This is a genomic window from Muricoccus nepalensis, from assembly GCF_006438825.1.
Classification (GTDB): Bacteria; Pseudomonadota; Alphaproteobacteria; order Acetobacterales; family Acetobacteraceae; genus Roseomonas; species Roseomonas nepalensis.
In genome coordinates this window covers 208,110-223,357 of record NZ_RCZP01000002.1, presented here as the reverse complement: position 1 = coordinate 223,357, position 15,248 = coordinate 208,110, and the positions used below count along the sequence as shown (strand labels likewise).

Annotated in this window: 11 protein-coding genes; 5 read left to right on the top strand and 6 right to left on the bottom strand. The window is 74.8% G+C overall.

Features of this window, described 5'->3' with window-relative positions; translation table 11 throughout:
- Window positions 1-4: 4 nt before the first annotated feature.
- Together EAH89_RS03255 and EAH89_RS03250 are read left to right on the top strand one after the other, a co-directional pair.
- Window positions 5-724, top strand: coding sequence for a sulfite exporter TauE/SafE family protein (locus EAH89_RS03255; protein ID WP_140881338.1), 720 nt, complete (start codon window positions 5-7; stop codon window positions 722-724).
- Window positions 721-1,173: a GNAT family N-acetyltransferase gene (locus EAH89_RS03250; RefSeq protein WP_140881337.1), complete on the top strand. Its 453-nt coding sequence runs from the start codon at window positions 721-723 to the stop codon at window positions 1,171-1,173. The genes EAH89_RS03255 and EAH89_RS03250 overlap by 4 nt, the downstream gene beginning before the upstream one ends.
- A gap of 6 nt (window positions 1,174-1,179) precedes the next feature.
- Here the strand turns inward: EAH89_RS03250 and EAH89_RS03245 are convergent, their stop codons facing one another.
- On the bottom strand, window positions 1,180-2,523 hold the full coding sequence (locus EAH89_RS03245; protein ID WP_140881336.1) for a glutamate--cysteine ligase: 1,344 nt from the start codon (window positions 2,521-2,523) through the stop codon (window positions 1,180-1,182).
- 203 nt (window positions 2,524-2,726) lie between these two features.
- On the opposite strand from EAH89_RS03245, the gene ubiA reads away from it, so the two are divergent.
- The 3 genes from ubiA to EAH89_RS03230 all read left to right on the top strand — a co-directional run bounded on the left by ubiA (window position 2,727) and on the right by EAH89_RS03230 (window position 4,912).
- Window positions 2,727-3,662 (top strand): 4-hydroxybenzoate octaprenyltransferase, encoded by a 936-nt coding sequence (gene ubiA / locus EAH89_RS03240; RefSeq protein ID WP_140881335.1) that lies wholly within the window; start codon window positions 2,727-2,729, stop codon window positions 3,660-3,662.
- Window positions 3,663-3,699: 37 nt separating this feature from the next.
- Window positions 3,700-4,341, top strand: coding sequence for a class I SAM-dependent methyltransferase (locus EAH89_RS03235; protein ID WP_140881334.1), 642 nt, complete (start codon window positions 3,700-3,702; stop codon window positions 4,339-4,341).
- Window positions 4,342-4,468: 127 nt separating this feature from the next.
- A complete protein-coding gene (locus tag EAH89_RS03230) occupies window positions 4,469-4,912 on the top strand; it encodes a response regulator (RefSeq protein WP_140881333.1) in 444 nt (147 codons plus the stop codon).
- Here EAH89_RS03230 and EAH89_RS03225 read toward each other — a convergent pair.
- The 5 genes from EAH89_RS03225 to glgX form a co-directional block, all read right to left on the bottom strand.
- Window positions 4,853-6,313, bottom strand: a complete 1,461-nt coding sequence (locus EAH89_RS03225; protein ID WP_206667435.1) for a sensor histidine kinase — start codon at window positions 6,311-6,313, stop codon at window positions 4,853-4,855. The genes EAH89_RS03230 and EAH89_RS03225 overlap by 60 nt on opposite strands.
- Before the next feature lie 78 nt (window positions 6,314-6,391).
- The gene (treY, locus tag EAH89_RS03220; RefSeq protein ID WP_140881332.1) at window positions 6,392-9,190 is read right to left on the bottom strand and encodes a malto-oligosyltrehalose synthase; all 2,799 of its coding nucleotides are present in this window, start codon (window positions 9,188-9,190) and stop codon (window positions 6,392-6,394) included.
- 130 nt (window positions 9,191-9,320) lie between these two features.
- Window positions 9,321-11,354 (bottom strand): 4-alpha-glucanotransferase, encoded by a 2,034-nt coding sequence (gene malQ, locus EAH89_RS03215; protein ID WP_140881331.1) that lies wholly within the window; start codon window positions 11,352-11,354, stop codon window positions 9,321-9,323.
- On the bottom strand, window positions 11,351-13,138 hold the full coding sequence (gene treZ, locus EAH89_RS03210) for a malto-oligosyltrehalose trehalohydrolase (protein WP_140881330.1): 1,788 nt from the start codon (window positions 13,136-13,138) through the stop codon (window positions 11,351-11,353). The genes malQ and treZ overlap by 4 nt, the downstream gene beginning before the upstream one ends.
- The gene (gene glgX / locus EAH89_RS03205; RefSeq protein WP_140881329.1) at window positions 13,135-15,246 is read right to left on the bottom strand and encodes a glycogen debranching protein GlgX; all 2,112 of its coding nucleotides are present in this window, start codon (window positions 15,244-15,246) and stop codon (window positions 13,135-13,137) included. The genes treZ and glgX overlap by 4 nt, the downstream gene beginning before the upstream one ends.
- Between the last annotated feature and the right edge of the window lie 2 nt (window positions 15,247-15,248).

Below are 15,248 nucleotides of genomic sequence, written 5' to 3'. Positions count from 1 at the left end.
TCGGATGGCGGGGCTGGACCTCACCCAGTTCCTCCTTGCCACCCTCGTCATGGCGGCGGCGAGCGTCGTGCAGCTCGCGGCCGGGGTGGGCGCCGCCCTCGTCGGGGCGCCGCTGCTGCTGGTGATCGAGCCGCGGCTGGTGCCGGTGGCCTTCTCGGCGGCGGCCATGGTGCTGCTGCTCGGGCAATGGCGGGCGAACGCGGGCGCGGTGCCGGCGGGGCTGCTGCGGCCGGCGGTGGCCGGCGTCGTGGCCGGCACCGCGATCGGCCTGGCGCTGGGGGCCGCCTGGCCGGAGCTCGCCTCGCGCCGGGGCTGCGGCGTCGTGATCCTCGTGGCGGCGGCACTCACCCTCCTCTCGCCCCCGGTGGCGCCGCGGCCGCCGGTGCTGGCGGGGGTGGGGCTCGTCTCGGGGGTGATGGGCGGGCTGGCGGCGGTGCACGGGCCGCTGATCGGCCTCGCCGTGTCGCACCTGCCGGCCGCCGCGGCCCGGGGCTTCCTCGGCCTCTTCTGGCTGATCGCCCAGGGCACGCTCCTCCTCCTCGCGGTGCCGGCGGGGCGGGCGGACTGGAACACGCCGCTGCTCGCGCTGGAACTGCTGCCCGGGGTGGCGGTCGGCGCCGCGCTGTCGGGCCCGGCGCGGCGCTGGCTGACCGGGCCGCGGCTGCGGGCGGGCATCCTGGCGCTGGCGACCACCGCGGGCGCCCTGCTGGTGATCGCGGGATGAGCGCGCTTCGCCCCGCCCGGCCGGAGGAGGCGGAGGCCGTCCGCGCGCTCGTGCAGCGGGCCTACGCGCCCTACGTGCCGCTGCTCGGCCGCCGCCCCGCGCCAATGGACGACGACTTCGCCGCCCGCATCGCGCGGGGCCAGGCCCATGTGCTGGAGCGGGACGGCGCCCTCGTGGCGCTGGCGGTGATCGAGGCGCGGGGCGACCACCTCTGGATCGAGGACCTCGCGGTGGAGCCCGGGCGGCACGGCCAGGGGATCGGCCGCGCGCTGCTGGCCTTCGCCGAGGCGGAGGCGCGGCGCCTGGGCCTGCCGGAGCTGCGCCTTCTGACGAACGAGCGGATGACGCGCAACCGGGCGATCTACGCGCGCGCCGGCTTCACCGAGACGGCGCTGCGCGAGGAGGACGGGTTCCGCCGCGTCCACATGGTGCGGCGGCTGGAGGGATAGGGGGCGCTAGAGCGCCGCCTCCTCGAAGACGCGGGAGACGTCGCCGCCCCAGTCGCCGGCGTTGCGGCGCAGCCAGACATCCGCCTGGGTCTCGCCGGAGGCGGCGATGCGCTCCAGCGGCTCGAGGAAGCGCTCCTCGCCCTGGCCGCGGGCGCGCAGCCCCTCGCGCGCGATGGTCAGCACGTCCCGCGCCACCTCGCTCAGCGGCACGCCCCCGATGACGGCGTCGAGCGCGCGGGTCGGCACGTCGGCGCGCAGCGCCTGGAGCTGGGCGACCGACCAGGGGCGCACGAGACTGGCGGCGGCCTTCAGCGCGGCGTCGTCGTAGAGAAGCCCGACCCAGAAGGCCGGCAGCGCCGAGACCATGGCGGCCGAGCCCATGTCGGCCCCGCGCATCTCGAGGAAGCGCTTCAGGCGCACGTCGGTGAAGACCGTCGTCACGTGGTCCGCCCAGTCGCCCATGGTGGCGCGCACGGAGGGATCGGAGGGCAGCCCCTTCGCCATGAAGTCGCGGAAGGTCGTGCCCGTCGCGTCCACGAAGCTCCCCTCGCGCATGACGAAGTACATGGGCACGTCCAGCACGTGGTCGGCGAAGCGCTCGAAGCCGAAGCCGTCCTCGAAGGCGACGGCGGGGATGCCCGTGCGGTCGGGGTCGGTGCGGGTCCAGACCTGGCCGCGCAGCGTGCGGTACTCGGTCGCCTCGCCCTCGCGGAAGGGGGAATTGGCGAAGAGGGCGGTGGCCAGCGGCTGAAGCGAGAGGGAGACGCGCAGCTTCTCCACCATGTCCGCCTCGTCCCCGAAATCGAGGTTCGCCTGCACGGTGCAGGTGCGGAGCATCATGTCGAGGCCCATGTCGCCGACGCGCGGCATGTAGTTCCGCATGATCGCGTAGCGGGTCTTGGGCATCCAGGGCACGGCGTCGCGCGTGGCCAGCGGGTGGAAGCCCAGCCCCGCGAAGCCGATGCCGAGCGGCTCCGCCACCTCGTGCAGGTCACGCAGGTGATCCTCCAGCTCCGCCTCGGTCTCGCCGATGGTGGCGACGGGGGCGCCGGAGAGCTCGAACTGCCCGCCCGGCTCGAGGCTGACGCTCGCCTCGCCGCGCTTGAGGCCGATGATCTTGCCGCTGTCCTCGATCCGCTCCCAGCCCTTGGCCGTCAGCCCCTCCAGCAGGGCGGCGATGCCGGCGGGCTCGTAGGCGGGGGGAAGGAGGGTCTTGCGGTGGAAGCCGAACTTCTCGTGCTCGGTCCCCACCCGCCAGGCCGCGCGCGGCTTGCTGCCCGCCGCGAACCAGCCCGCCAGGTCGCGCGCGGACCCGATGGGCGTGAGATCGGCCTCGCCAGGATTCGACATCGTGTCTCTTGCTCGTCCATTGGGTGTGGGCCAGGTCGCCACGGATCGCCTGGACCATCCCAGCGCCGAGACCGCCGCCGCTCCGCCCGTCGGGATTCGGGAGCCGGGGCTGTTACCCGCAACAAAGGGATGCGGCGGGGGGGCGTCAAGTTCCCGCCCGCTGAACCCTGCGTGCGCCGGGCCCTGGGCCGGATGTTGCGGGGATGGACACCCGCGCCGATCCGTCGGAAGGAGGGCCGGTGGCACCCCATACCGACATCCGCCGCGAGGGCCTGTCCGCCTGGCTGCCCGCCCCGCTGGTGCCCTACGCGCTGCTCATGCGGCTCGACCGCCCCATCGGCTCCTGGCTGCTCTTCCTGCCGGGTCTCTGGGCCTTCGCGGCCGCGGCGCCCTCCTGGGGACGCGGCCTCTGGCTCACCTTCCTCTTCGGCCTCGGCGCCGTCGTCATGCGCGGCGCGGGCTGCGTCGTGAACGACCTCTGGGACCGCGACCTCGACCGGCAGGTGGAGCGCACGGCGGGGCGGCCGCTGGCCTCGGGCGCCGTCTCGTCGCGGCAGGCGCTCGCCTTCCTGGCGGGGCTGCTGGTGGTGGGGCTCGTCATCCTCCTCCAGCTTCCGCGCGCGGCCATCCTGCTCGGCATCGCCTCCCTCGTCCCCATCGCCCTCTACCCCCTGGCCAAGCGGGTGACGGACTGGCCGCAGGCGGTGCTCGGCGTCGTCTTCACCTGGGCGGCGCCCACGGGCTGGGCGGCGGCCACCGGCGCGCTGTCGCCCCCGGCCCTGCTGCTCTGGGCCGCGGGCTTCGGCTGGACGCTGGCCTACGACACGATCTACGCCCACCAGGACCGCGAGGACGACGCGCTGGTCGGCATCCGCTCCTCCGCCCTCGCCCTCGGCGACCGGACGCGGCCCTTCCTGGCGGTGGCCTTCACCGGCTGCATCGCCCTCGTCGCGACCGCCGGGCTGCGGGCGGGGCTGGGGCCGGCCTTCCTCGTCGGCCTCCTGCTGCCGGCCGCGCATTTCGCCTGGCAGTGGTGGCGGCTCGACATCCACGACCCCGCGCTCTGCCTCCGGCTGTTCAAGTCGAACCGGGACGCGGGGCTGCTGATCGCCCTCGCCCTTCTCATCGGGCGGGCGTGAGGGCCGTGGCGCCCCCCGCCCCCCGGCGCGGCGCCGCGTGAACCCCGAGGCCTTCGTCGCCGCCCACACGGTGGTCGCCCGCGCGCCCCTGGTGCCGGAGATCCCGCTCCACCTCGCCACCGAGATCACGCCCATCTGGCAGGCGACCGAGGCCTGGCTGGGCGAGGCCGGGATCGAGCCGCCCTTCTGGGCCTTCGCCTGGCCCGGCAGCCAGGCCCTGGCGCGCTGGGTGCTCGACGACCCTTCCCGCGTCGCGGGGCTCCGCGTGCTCGACTTCGCGGCCGGCGGCGGGCTGGCCGCCATCGCCGCCGCCCTCTCCGGCGCGGCCCTGGTGGAGGTCGCGGAGATCGACCCCCTCGCCCACGCCGCCACCCGCCTCAACGCCCGGCTGAACGGCGTGGCGGTGACCGAGGCGCCGGGCGACGTGGTGGGCGGCCCCGGCCGCTGGGACCTCATCCTCGCCGGGGACGTCTGCTACGAGGCGCCGATGACGCGCCACATCCTGCCCTGGCTGCGGGGCCTCGCCGCGGCGGGCGCGGCCGTCGTGGTGGCCGATCCGGGCCGCGCCTACGCCCCGCGGGACGGGCTGGAGACGATCGCGCGCTACCGCGTGCCCGTCACCCGCGAGCTGGAGGACCGGGACGAGCAGGAGGTCCTTCTCCAGCGGCTCCGCCCCTAGCGGCCGGGCGGACCCTTGGCCGCGGTCACAGGGCGGCGAAAACGATGACGGAGTGCAACCGAGGCACCGCCCCCCGGGTTCCCTCTCGGATGCCTTCCGACGCCCCCTTCCAGCAAACGGCCTGACCATGTCCCAGCGCGTCCTGATCGTGGAGGACGAGATCCTGATCGCCCTCGACCTCGCCTACGCGCTGGAGGACATGGGCCACGAGGTCATCGCCACCGCCGCCGATTCCCGCGAGGCCCTGGCCTACGCGCGGGAGGGGGTGGACATCGCGCTGGTGGACCTCAACCTGCGCGACGGCCCGACTGGCCCCCTTCTCGGCGAGACGCTGGCCCGCGACTGCGGCGCGACGGTGATCTACCTGACCGCCAACCCCGGGCAGGTCTCGCGCGATAGCAGCGGCCCGGTCGGGATCCTTCCCAAACCCTTTACGGACGACGCCCTGGCCGCGACGCTGCGCTTCGCCGTCTCCCTGCGGGAGGGACAGGCGGCCCGGCCGCCGGCGGACCTACGCCTGCTGGGGCGGCGGGCGCCGGTGGAGTGCGGCGGCCGGGAGCCGCGCCTCTAGCTCGAGCCCCCCGGGCAGCCAGCGCCGCTCCACCTTGCCGCCGAGCTGCCCCTCCACGCTGACCATGGCCAGGCGGCTCCCGAAGCCCTCCCGGCCGGGCGGGCCGGGCACCGGCGGGCCGCCCTCCTCGGTCCAGCGCAGCAGGATTCGTTCCACCCCGTCCGCCCCCGCTTCCGCCTCCAGCCGGATGAGCACCCGCCCGCCGGGAGCGGAGAGCGCGCCGTACTTCGCCGCGTTCGTCGCCAGCTCGTGGAAGAGCAGCGCCAGCGGCGTCGCGGCGGCGTCGTCGAAGCTGCGGTCCTCGCCCTCGATCCGGATGCGCTTCCCCGCCCCGCCCAGGGGGTCGCCGGGGGAGATGTCGTAGGGGGAGAGCAGGTCGCGCAGGAAGCCGAAGAGGGTCGTGCGGCCGATGACCATCCGGCTGCCGACGCTGTGCGGGCGCGCGAACTCGTGCGCCCGCGCCAGCGCGCTGATCCGCCCGCGCAGCTCCTCCGCGAAGGGGCCGGCCTCCGGATGGCCCCGGGCCGAGAGGGAGATGAGCGAGGCGACCACGGCGAAGATGTTCTTGATGCGGTGGCTCAGCTCGTGGCTGAGCACCTCGCGCTCCTCGGCGGCGCGGCGCATCTCCTGGATGTCCGTGCAGGTGCCGAACCAGCGGGTGATGCGCCCGCGCGCGTCCCGCACCGGCAGGGCGCGGCCGAGGAACCAGCGCCAGCCGCCCTCGGCCACGCGCAGGCGGTACTCCACCTCGTAGGCGTCCCCGGTGGCCAGCGAGTGGCGCCAGCGCTCCCAGGCCTGGGCCTGGTCGTCCGGGTGGACCGCGACCGCCCAGCCCTCGCCGACGCTCTCCTCCGGGGAGAGGCCGGTCAGCTCGTACCAGCGGCGGTTGAAGTAGTCGTGGCTGCCGCTGGGCAGGGTGGACCAGACGATCTGCGGCATGGTGTCCGCAATGGCGCGGAAGCGGGCGTCGCTGTCGCGCAGCGCCGCCTCGGTGTCCTTGCCCTCGGAGATGTCGAGCGCGACCCCCGCCAGCCGGCTCGCGCGCCGGCCGCGGTCGCGCAGCACCCGGCCGCGGAGCTGCACCCAGGTGACGTCCCCGCCCGGCGGCCAGGTGCGGTAGGCGATGTTGAGCGGCGCGCGGCCGGCCAGCGCCGCCACCAGCGCCCGGTCGAGCGCCGGCCGGTCCTCGGGCACGACATGGGCGAGCAACTCCGCCGCCGTCGCCCCGCGCTCCCCCACCGCCGGGCTCATCCCGTGCAGCAGGCAGGCCCGGGCGTCGGCGCGGATCAGGTCGGAGCCGGCGTCCCAGTCCCAGGCGCCGGCGATGCCGGAGGCCTCGAGCGCCAGGGCCAGTCTCTGCTCCGCCCAGTTCGGGCGCTCAGGCGGCGGTTGCGTCAGCACGGGGATTCCGGATCGTCACCAGACCGAGTCTAGTGCCACGCATCCCCGGCCGGCGCCACCGCCGCGGCGCGCCCTCCCCTACCCGGCCGCCAGCAGGGCGACCGGCAGGCGCCCGAGGAGCGCGCCGATCGGAAGGCCGGCGCCCCCCTCCACCGGCGCATCGCCGAGCGCGTCGCGGAAGGCCATCCCGGCGAGCGGCGCCGGCAGGGTCAGGACGGTCCCCTCCCAGGCGGCGGCGGGGACCAGCGGCCGCCCGTCCTCGCCCAGCATCCGCGCCGGCAGGCGCGTGACCACGGTGACGGCGGCGGTGTCGCCCTGGCGGCGGGCGAAGGCCAGGACATGGGCGGCCATCGGCCCCTCGGCCTCGAGCGGGAGGTAGTCGCCCTCCGCGAAGAGGGCCGGCAGGCGGGCGCGGAGCGCGAGGGCGCGGGCGAGCACGGCCGCCTTCACCCGCCCGTCCTTCCAGTGGGCGAGAAGGTCGGCCGGCGCCTCCCCGGCCTCGAGCGCGGCCTCGCGGGCGGGGAAGTCCACGGGGCGGCGGTTGTCGGGGTCGACGAGGGAGAAGTCCCAGAACTCCGTGCCCTGGTAGAGGTCGGGGATGCCCGGCGCGGTGCAGCGGATGAGGGTCTGGGCGAGGCCGTTCACGGCGCCGGCCGGCGACAGGCGCGCGACGAGGGCCGCCACCTCCTCCCGCAGGCGGGACGGGCGGTCCATCGCCAGCATGGCCGTGATGAAGTCCCGGCAGGCGGCCTCGTAGGGCTCGTTCGGCACGGCCCACTCGGAGCGCCGCTTGCCCTCGCGCAGCGCCTTCTCCTGCCAGGCGGCGAGGCGCGCGACGAGGGCGGCGACCCCCTCCTCGTCCCCCGGCTCGAGGTCGAGCGGCCAGGCGCCGATGAGGGACTGGTAGAGCATGATCTCGTCGGTCGCGTCCGGCGCGGGCTCGCCGTCGACCTCCTTCTTCAGCACCGCGTTCAGCCGCGTCCAGCGCGTGAGGATGCCCGACCACTCCTCCGGCATCTCCGACAGCACGGCCAGGCGCGCGCGGGTGTCCTCGCCGCGCTTGTGGTCGTGCGTGGCGGTGGCCAGCATCTCCCGCGGGAAGTACTTCGCCCGCTCGCGCGCGGTCGCGTGGAAGGCGGCGGGGGTGATCGCGAAGTGCGAGGGCTCGGAGCCCACCTCGTTGCGCGAGAGAAGACGGCCGTAGCGGTAGAAGGCCGTGTCCTCCACCGACTTCGCGGCGACGGGGGCGGAGAGCTGCTGGAAGCGCACGGCTGCCCGCAGCCGCTCGCGCCGCTGGGCGTGCGGCAGGTTCCGCGGCGGGTCGCCACCAAGCCAGGAGTCCAGAAGGTCGAGCAGCGGGCGCTCCGTCGCGCGCACCGTGCGCCGCGCCCCGGCCATCGCCCAGTCCAGCAGCCGCCGGTCGGCCTCGTTGCGCCCGGCGATGCCGAGATAGGAGCGGTAGGCGGGGAAGTGGACGAGCACCTCCGTCAGCGCGCGCCGGATGGCGGTGAGGGTGAAGTCGCGCGTCGTGAGGTCGTGCGCCGCGATGCGCCGCAGCGCCGCCGCCGTGCCGTTCAGCTCGGAGGCGAGGTTGTAACGCAGGATCTGCCGCCGCGCCTCGCGCGCCTCCTCGCCGAAATCGGCGGGGCGGCCGGTCTGGGCGTGCCAGAGCGCGGCGAGCGGCTCCGCGCCCTCGGGGTCGTGCAGGACGGCCGAGACCTCGTCCATGAAGTTGTAGCCGGTGGTGCCGTCCACCATCCAGTCGCGGCGAAGCTTCTCGTGCGGCGCGAGGATCTTCTCGACGAGCAGCAGCGGCTCGCCCCGCGGCGCGCCCTCGGGACGCCTCGACTCCAGCGCCTGGAGGCGGCGGCGGAGCTTGCGGCAGTAACCGCGCGGGTCGGCCAGGCCGTCCACGTGGTCGAGGCGCACGCCGTCGATCAGCCCGTCCTCGTAGAGCTTGAGGATGAGGGCGTGGGTCGCCTCGAAGACCTCCGGCCGCTCCACCTGCAGCCCGCCGAGGGAGGTGACGTCGAAGAAGCGGCGCCAGTTGATCTCGTCCGTCGCCGCCCGCCACCAGGCGAGGCGGTAGTGCTGCGCCTCCAGCAGCGCGTGCAGGCGCGCGCGGCCGGCCTCGTCCTTCGGGTCGTGCGCCGCGATCGCCGCGTCGACCTGCGCGCGTCCCTCGGGCGTGCCGGCGTGGCGGGCCAGCATGTCGAGGGCGAGGCTCGCCGCGGCGCGCGTGGCCGCGGGGTCGCCCCCCGCGGCGAGCGCGCGGAAGGTCTGGGCGAGGCCGGTCAGCGCCGGCTCCTCGATCGCGTCGAGGAGCATCGCGTAGGTCGGCGGCGCGAGGGGAAAGCGGTGCTCGAAGTACTCGGCGTAGATCTTGCCGCTCTCGGGCTCGAAGTGCAGCGCGAGGTCGCCGGATTCGAGGACGGTGCCGTAGGGCGCGCCGAGGAAGGGCGCCAGCATCCGGTCCGTCAGGTCGGGGTCGGGCGGGTTCCAGTCAATGTCGAAGAAGCGCGCGTGGGGCGTCCCCGGACCCCATTCGAGCACGTCGAGCCACCAGCCGTTGTCGGCGCCGCCGACGCCCATGTGGTTCGGCACGATGTCGAGGATGAGGCCCATGTCGTGCGCGCGCAGCGCCTCCACGAGCCGGTGCAGCGCCTCCTCCCCGCCGAGCTCCGGGTTGATCCGGTTGGGGTCGACGATGTCGTAGCCGTGGGTGGAGCCGGGGCGCGCCTTGAGGATGGGCGAGGCGTAGAGATGGCTGATCCCGAGCTTCGCGAAGTAGGGCACCAGCGGCACGGCGGCGTCGAGCGGGAAGTCCTTGTGGAACTGCAGCCGGGCGGTGGCGCGCGGCGTGGCGGGAGCGGGCATCAGGGGGCCACCTTGGTCGGGCTGTTCAGCGGGCGTGCTGCTGGGTTCGTCAACGCGGCCCTGCCGGGCGCGTCACCGGTCGTTCCGCGGGGCGACCCAGGCGGCCGGGGCGCCCCGTGGCGGGGCGCGATCACCGGGCCCGGGCGAAGGCGTCGAGGCGGGCGGCCGTGTCGTGGCCGTCGAGGAGGGTCGCGGCCTCGCCCGGCAGGCGGCGCTGCCAATTCGGGTGGGCGCCGGTGGTGCCCGGCAGGTTCGGCGCCTCATCCAGCGCCAGCGCGTCCTCCAGCGGCAGGAGGGCGAGGGCGCAGGCGGCGGAGGCGACGTGGCGGGCGGCCGCGGTCGCGACCTCCGCGCCCTCGTCCTCGCCGGGCATCGGCCCCTCGGCCGCGCCGCTCGCGCGCATGGCGTCCCAGAGGCGGACGCGGTCGCCGGCGCGCTCCTCGCGCTGGGGCGTGCCGTCCGCCCCCTCGCCGAGCAGGCCGAGCTGCACGCGCCAGTCGATGTCGCGCCCGCGCCACCAGCCGGCCACGGTCGGCAGGTCGTGGGTGGTGGTGACGGCGACGGCGCCGGGTGACCAGGCCGCGGGCGGCTTGAAGCTCCGGTCCTTCTCCTGCTCGAAGTAGAGGACGCGGAGCCCCATCACGCCGTTCGCGTCCAGGCGCTCCAGGAAGCCGTCCGGCAGGGTGCCGAGGTCCTCGCCGACGACGATGGAGCGATGGCGCGCGGATTCGAGCGCGACGAGGCGCATCATGTCGTCCACGGGAAAGTGGAGGTAGGCGCCCTCGGTCGCGTCCTGGCCCTGCGGCACGAGCCAGAGGCGCGCGAGGCCCATGGCGTGGTCGATGCGCACCCCGCCCGCGTGGCGCATGGCGGCGCGGAGCATCTCGAGGAAGGCGGCGTAGCCGTTGTCCCGCAGCCCGCGCGGGGAGAAGGCGGAGATGCCCCAGGACTGGCCGAGCGGCGAGAAGATGTCGGGCGGCGCGCCGACGCCCACCCCCGACAGGATCTGGTCCTGCCGCGACCAGCCGTGGCTGCCGCCGCCGTCGGTGCCCACCGCGAGGTCCGCGATAAGGCCGATGCCCGCCCCCGCCTCCAGGAAGGCCGCCTGGGCCCCGCCGAGGCCGCGGTCGGCGATCCATTGCAGGAAGGCGTGGAAGGCGACCTCCCGCGGGTGCGCGGCGGCGAAGGCCTCGACCCCCGGGGCCTGCGGGCGGCGGTACTCCTCTGGCCAGTCCTTCCAGTGCCAGAGGGCGGGATCCCGGCCGTAGAGATGGGCGTGCAGCGCCTCGAAGCGCGCGTGGCTCTCCAGCGCCTCGCCGCCCTCCTCCCGGAAGCGGTCGAAGGCGGGGTCGCCCGCGAAATCGTCGAAGATTGCGCGGAAGAGCGAGAGGCGGAGGCGCGCGGCGGCGGGCCAGTCCACGAGGTCCAGCGCCTCGAGCCGGGCGAACTCCTCCGCCTGCCCGGTCGTGGCGAGCGCCGCGCGCAGCGCCTCCGCGCCGAGGCAGGCGGGGTCCGCGTGCAGGACGTTCAGGAACAGGCGAGACGAGGGCGAGTAGGGCGAGAAGCGGTGCGGGTCGGCCGAGAACTGGGCGTGGACCGGCGAGATGGCGATCGCGTCCGCCCCCCGCCGCGCGGCGCTGGCGGCGAGCTGCGCGAGGCCGGTGAAGTCACCGATGCCGGCATCCCCCGTGCGGCGCGGCGAGTAGAGCTGCAGCGCGAGCCCCCAGGGCCGCGCGCCCGGCGCGACCGCGTGGCCGCGGCGCGGGCAGACCGCGAGGATCGTGCGGTGGCCGGCGATCTCCAGCCGGTGGTAGCCGGGCTCCGCCACGGCCGGCAGGGTGCAGAGGCCGTCCCGCTGCGCGGCGCGGCCCTCGCGCACCTCGCCGCTCTCCATCCGGAGGCGGTAGTCGGGCTCGCCGGGCAGGCCGAGGAGGACGGTCTCGCCGACCAGCGCCGTGCAGAGCGGCGGCAGGCCGCGGCGGCTCTCGTGCAGCCGCGCGCGGCTGTCGCGGATCTCGGCCTCGCTGCCCGCGGGCAGGCCGAGGGCGGCGAGGATGGCGCGCATCGGCGCCGGCCCGACCTCGTGGTCGCGGCCGTTCACGTCGCGCCATTCCACCGCGATCCCGGCGTCGCGGGCGAGATCGCGGAGGTCATGGTCGTTCATTCAGGGGGGTCCAGCAGGGCAATGGTCGTGTGCGGGGGAAGCGTGCCGGCGGCCAGCGAGGCGGCGGCGCCGGGCGCGCTCTCGAACACGGTTCGGGCGCCGGCCGCGCTAACATGGGCTGCATCGGGGCCAAGATTCGCCGCGAGGGTGAGCCGTGCGCCGTCCCCCAGGCGCCAGCGGGCGACCACCGCCGCCTTGCCAACCGGCTCCGCGCCCTCCGCCTTCGCGCCGGCCAGGCGGGGAATGATCTCCGCGTGGCGGAGGGCCAGCAGCGCCTTGTGGTGGGCGAGGATGGCGTCGTGCGGCGGCCGCGCGGCCTCCGCCGGGTCGGGGCGGGAGGCCTCGAAGGTGCGGGGGTCGTTGGGGTCAGGAATGCGGGCGCGGGCGGCCTCGTCGCGGAAGGCGGAGAAATGCGCGAACTCCTTGCGCCGCCCCTCCTTCACCGCCTTGGCCAGCTCGGGGTCCTCGAAGCCCGTGAAGAAGAGGAAGGGGGCGGTCGCCCCCCATTCCTCGCCCATGAAGAGCATCGGGATCTGCGGGCAGAGCAGCAGCAGGGCGGTCGCGGCGCGGAGCGCGGCGGGATCGGCCAGCGCGTCCAGCCGCTCGCCCATCGCGCGGTTGCCGACCTGGTCGTGGTTCTGGAGGAACAGCACGAAGGCGGTCGGCGGCAGGTGCGCCGAGGGCTCGCCGCGGGGGCGCCCGAGATGGGGCATGCTCTCGCCCTGGAAGAGGAATCCCTCCGCCAGGACGCGGGCGAGCTTCGTCGCGCCCTCGGGGGCAAAGTCCTCGTAGTAGCCCTCGCTCTCGCCGGTCAGCAGCGGGTGGAGGGTGTTGTGCCCGTCGTCGTTCCACTGCGCGTCGTAGAGGCCGGGCACGAGCTTGGAGGCGGTGTTGCCCTCGTTCTCGAGCACGAGGTGGACCTCCCGCCCCGTGATCTCCGCGCGGATGCGCCGCGCCAGCACGTCGAGCCAGGGTTGGTCGGCGATGGCGTGCACGGCGTCGAGCCGCAGCCCGTCGATGCGGTAGTCGCGCAGCCACAGCAGCGCGCATTCCTCGAAGAAGGCGCGCACCTCGGGGCGGGCGAAGTCGATCGAGGCGCCCCAGGGCGTGTGGATGTCCTCGTCGAAGAACTCCTTCGCGTAGGCGTGCAGGTAGGCGCCGTCCGGGCCGAAATGGTTGAAGACGCAGTCGAGGCAGACCGAGAGCCCGAGGCCGTGCGCCTCGTCCACCATCGCCTTCAGCTCCTCCGGCGTGCCGTAGGAGGGATCGGGCGTGAAGGGCTGCACGCCGTCGTAGCCCCAGTTGCGGTCGCCGGAGAAGGCCGCGAGGGGCATCAGCTCCACCGCGGTCACGCCGAGGTCGCGCAGGCGGGGCAGCATGGCGCGGATGCCGGCGTAGCCGCCGCAGGCGCCGGCGTGGAGCTCGTAGAGGACCGTCTCGTGCCAGGGGCGCCCGCGCCATTCCGCGTGGCGCCAGCGGTAGGCGTCGTGGTCCACGAGAACGGAGGCGCCGTGGACGCTCCCCGCCTGCGCGCGGGCCGCGGGGTCGGGCACCAGAAGGTCGGGCGCGGTGCGGAAGCGGTAGCGGTCGCCGGGGCGGGCCGGGGCCTCGGCGGTGAACCAGCCGCCGGGCGCCGGCCGCATCGGGACGGGCTCCCTCCCCTCGACCTCCAGCGTCACCCCCTCGCTGGAGGGCGCCCAGAGGCGGAAGGTCGCGCCCCCGTCGTGCAGGACCGGCCCCCACAGGGTTGTTGCGGGGGCGGCAGCGGGGGCGGGGGTCGTCATGTCTGGTCCAGGCGGCTCCACAACAGGACCACGGAGCGCGCGCAGACCTGCACGGTTTCCTCTCGTTCCTCTAGCGTTCGCTCTTCGGCCTCGGGGTCGGCGCTGTCGAGGAGAAGGCGCCAGCTCCGCGCCACCCCGGGCAGGGTGAAGGGCTGGTCGGCGCTGTCGGCGTTCATCAGCAGAAGCACCGTGTCCGCGCCCCCCTCCTCCACGCCGTCCGCCCGGAGCATGGCGAAGGTCTTGGAGACGGGGTCGCCCCAGGCCTCGGAGGTCAGGGGCTGGCCGTCCTGGCCGAACCACTGGGTGTCGGAGAGGCCGGGCAGCGGCTCGGACCGGCCGTGCGGGAAATGCGCGGGGCGCAGCGCGGGCAGCCGGTGGCGCAGCCGCGTCAGCCGCGCGGTGAAGCGGGCCATGACGCGGGCGGATTCGCTCTCGCCGCGCGACCAGTCTACCCAGGAGACCTCGTTGTCCTGGCAGTAGGCGTTGTTGTTGCCGCGCTGCGTGCGGTCGATCTCGTCGCCCGCGAGCAGCATCGGCGTGCCCGCGGAGAAGAGGACGGTCGCAAGCATCGCGCGCTTGAGCCGGCCGCGCAGCTTGAGGATCTCCGGGTCGTCGGTCGGCCCCTCCACGCCCCAGTTGTGGGAGTGGTTGTCGCCATGGCCGTCGCGGTTGTCCTCGCCGTTCGCCTCGTTGTGGCGGTGGTCGTAGGAGACGAGGTCCTCCAACGTGCTGCCGTCGTGGGAGGCGATGTAGTTCACGCTCGCCCAGGGCTTACGCCGCCGCCGGTCGAACAGCTCCGCCGATCCCGTCAGCCGCGCGGCCAGGTCGGAGCGCATGCCTTCGTCGCCCTTCCAGAAGCGGCGCACGCCGTCGCGGAACTTGTCGTTCCACTCGGCGAAGCCCGGCGGGTGGTTGCCGAGCTGGTAGCCGCCCGGCCCGATGTCCCAGGGCTCGGAGATGAGCTTCACGCGGGAGAGGACGGGGTCCTGGCGGATTGCGTCGAAGAAGCCCGCGCCCGGGTCGAAGCCCGTGTGCTCGCGCCCGAGGACGCTGCCCAGGTCGAAGCGGAAGCCGTCGACGTGGAAGCTCTCGACGTAATAGCGCAGGCTGTCCATGACCATCTGCAGCACGCGCGGGTGCGACAGGTTCACGGTGTTCCCGGTGCCGGTGTCGTTGATGCAGACGCGGGGGTTGTCGGGCAGCAGCCGGTAGTAGGAGGCGTTGTCGAGGCCGCGCCAGGAGAGGGTCGGGCCCATCTCCGACCCCTCGCAGGTGTGGTTGTAGACGACGTCGAGGATGACCTCGATCCCCGCCTCGTGCAGGCGGCGGACGGCGGCGCGCACCTCGTTCAGCGCGCCGGTCGCGAGATAGGCCGGCTCGGGCGCGAAGAAGGAGAGGGTCGAGTAGCCCCAGTAGTTCGTCAGGCCCTTCTCCACCAGGAAGCGGTCCTGCAGGAAGGCGTGCACGGGCAGCAGCTCCACCGCCGTCACGCCGAGCTTCAGCAGGTGGTCGATGACAGCGGGGTGGCCGAGCGCCTGGAAGGTGCCGCGCACCGGCCCTTCGATCTCCTCGTGCAGACGCGTCAGGCCCTTGAGGTGCGCCTCGTAGATGATGGTGTCAGCCCAGGGGCGCTCGAGTGGGCGGTCGCGGCCCCACTCATAGGCGCGGTCGTCCACCACCACGCCCTTGGGCATGGCGGCGGCGCTGTCGCGGCGGTCGATCGTCAGGTCCGCGCGCTGGTTGCCGACGCGGTAGCCGAACAGCGCGTCCGACCAGGTGACGTTGCCGACGATCTGCTTCGCGTAGGGGTCGAGCAGCAGCTTCGTCGGGTTGAAGCGGTGGCCGCGCGTGGGCTCGTAGGGGCCGTGCGCGCGGTAGCCGTAGACGGTGCCCGGGCCGGCGTCGGGCAGATAGCCGTGCCAGATCTCGTCCGTGCAGTCCGGCAGGTCGTGGCGCGCCACCTCCCGCCGGCCGTTGGCGTTGAAGAGGCAGAGCTCGACCCGCTCCGCGTGGGCCGAGAAGACCGCGAAGTTCACGCCCAGCCCGTCCCAGCTGGCACCCAGGGGATAGGGCCTCCCGGTCTCGAGGCGGGTCGGCTCTATCGGCATGG

What these genes read in the sequence shown, in the direction of transcription:
- EAH89_RS03255 (WP_140881338.1), top strand. Translation starts at nt 5, where the DNA reads ATGGCGGGGCTGGACCTCACCCAGTTCCTCCTTGCCACCCTCGTCATG.
- EAH89_RS03250 (WP_140881337.1), top strand. Translation starts at nt 721, where the DNA reads ATGAGCGCGCTTCGCCCCGCCCGGCCGGAGGAGGCGGAGGCCGTCCGC.
- EAH89_RS03245 (WP_140881336.1), bottom strand. Translation starts at nt 2,523, where the DNA reads ATGTCGAATCCTGGCGAGGCCGATCTCACGCCCATCGGGTCCGCGCGC.
- ubiA (WP_140881335.1), top strand. Translation starts at nt 2,727, where the DNA reads ATGGACACCCGCGCCGATCCGTCGGAAGGAGGGCCGGTGGCACCCCAT.
- EAH89_RS03230 (WP_140881333.1), top strand. Translation starts at nt 4,469, where the DNA reads ATGTCCCAGCGCGTCCTGATCGTGGAGGACGAGATCCTGATCGCCCTC.
- treY (WP_140881332.1), bottom strand. Translation starts at nt 9,190, where the DNA reads ATGCCCGCTCCCGCCACGCCGCGCGCCACCGCCCGGCTGCAGTTCCAC.
- malQ (WP_140881331.1), bottom strand. Translation starts at nt 11,354, where the DNA reads ATGAACGACCATGACCTCCGCGATCTCGCCCGCGACGCCGGGATCGCG.
- treZ (WP_140881330.1), bottom strand. Translation starts at nt 13,138, where the DNA reads ATGACGACCCCCGCCCCCGCTGCCGCCCCCGCAACAACCCTGTGGGGG.
- glgX (WP_140881329.1), bottom strand. Translation starts at nt 15,246, where the DNA reads ATGCCGATAGAGCCGACCCGCCTCGAGACCGGGAGGCCCTATCCCCTG.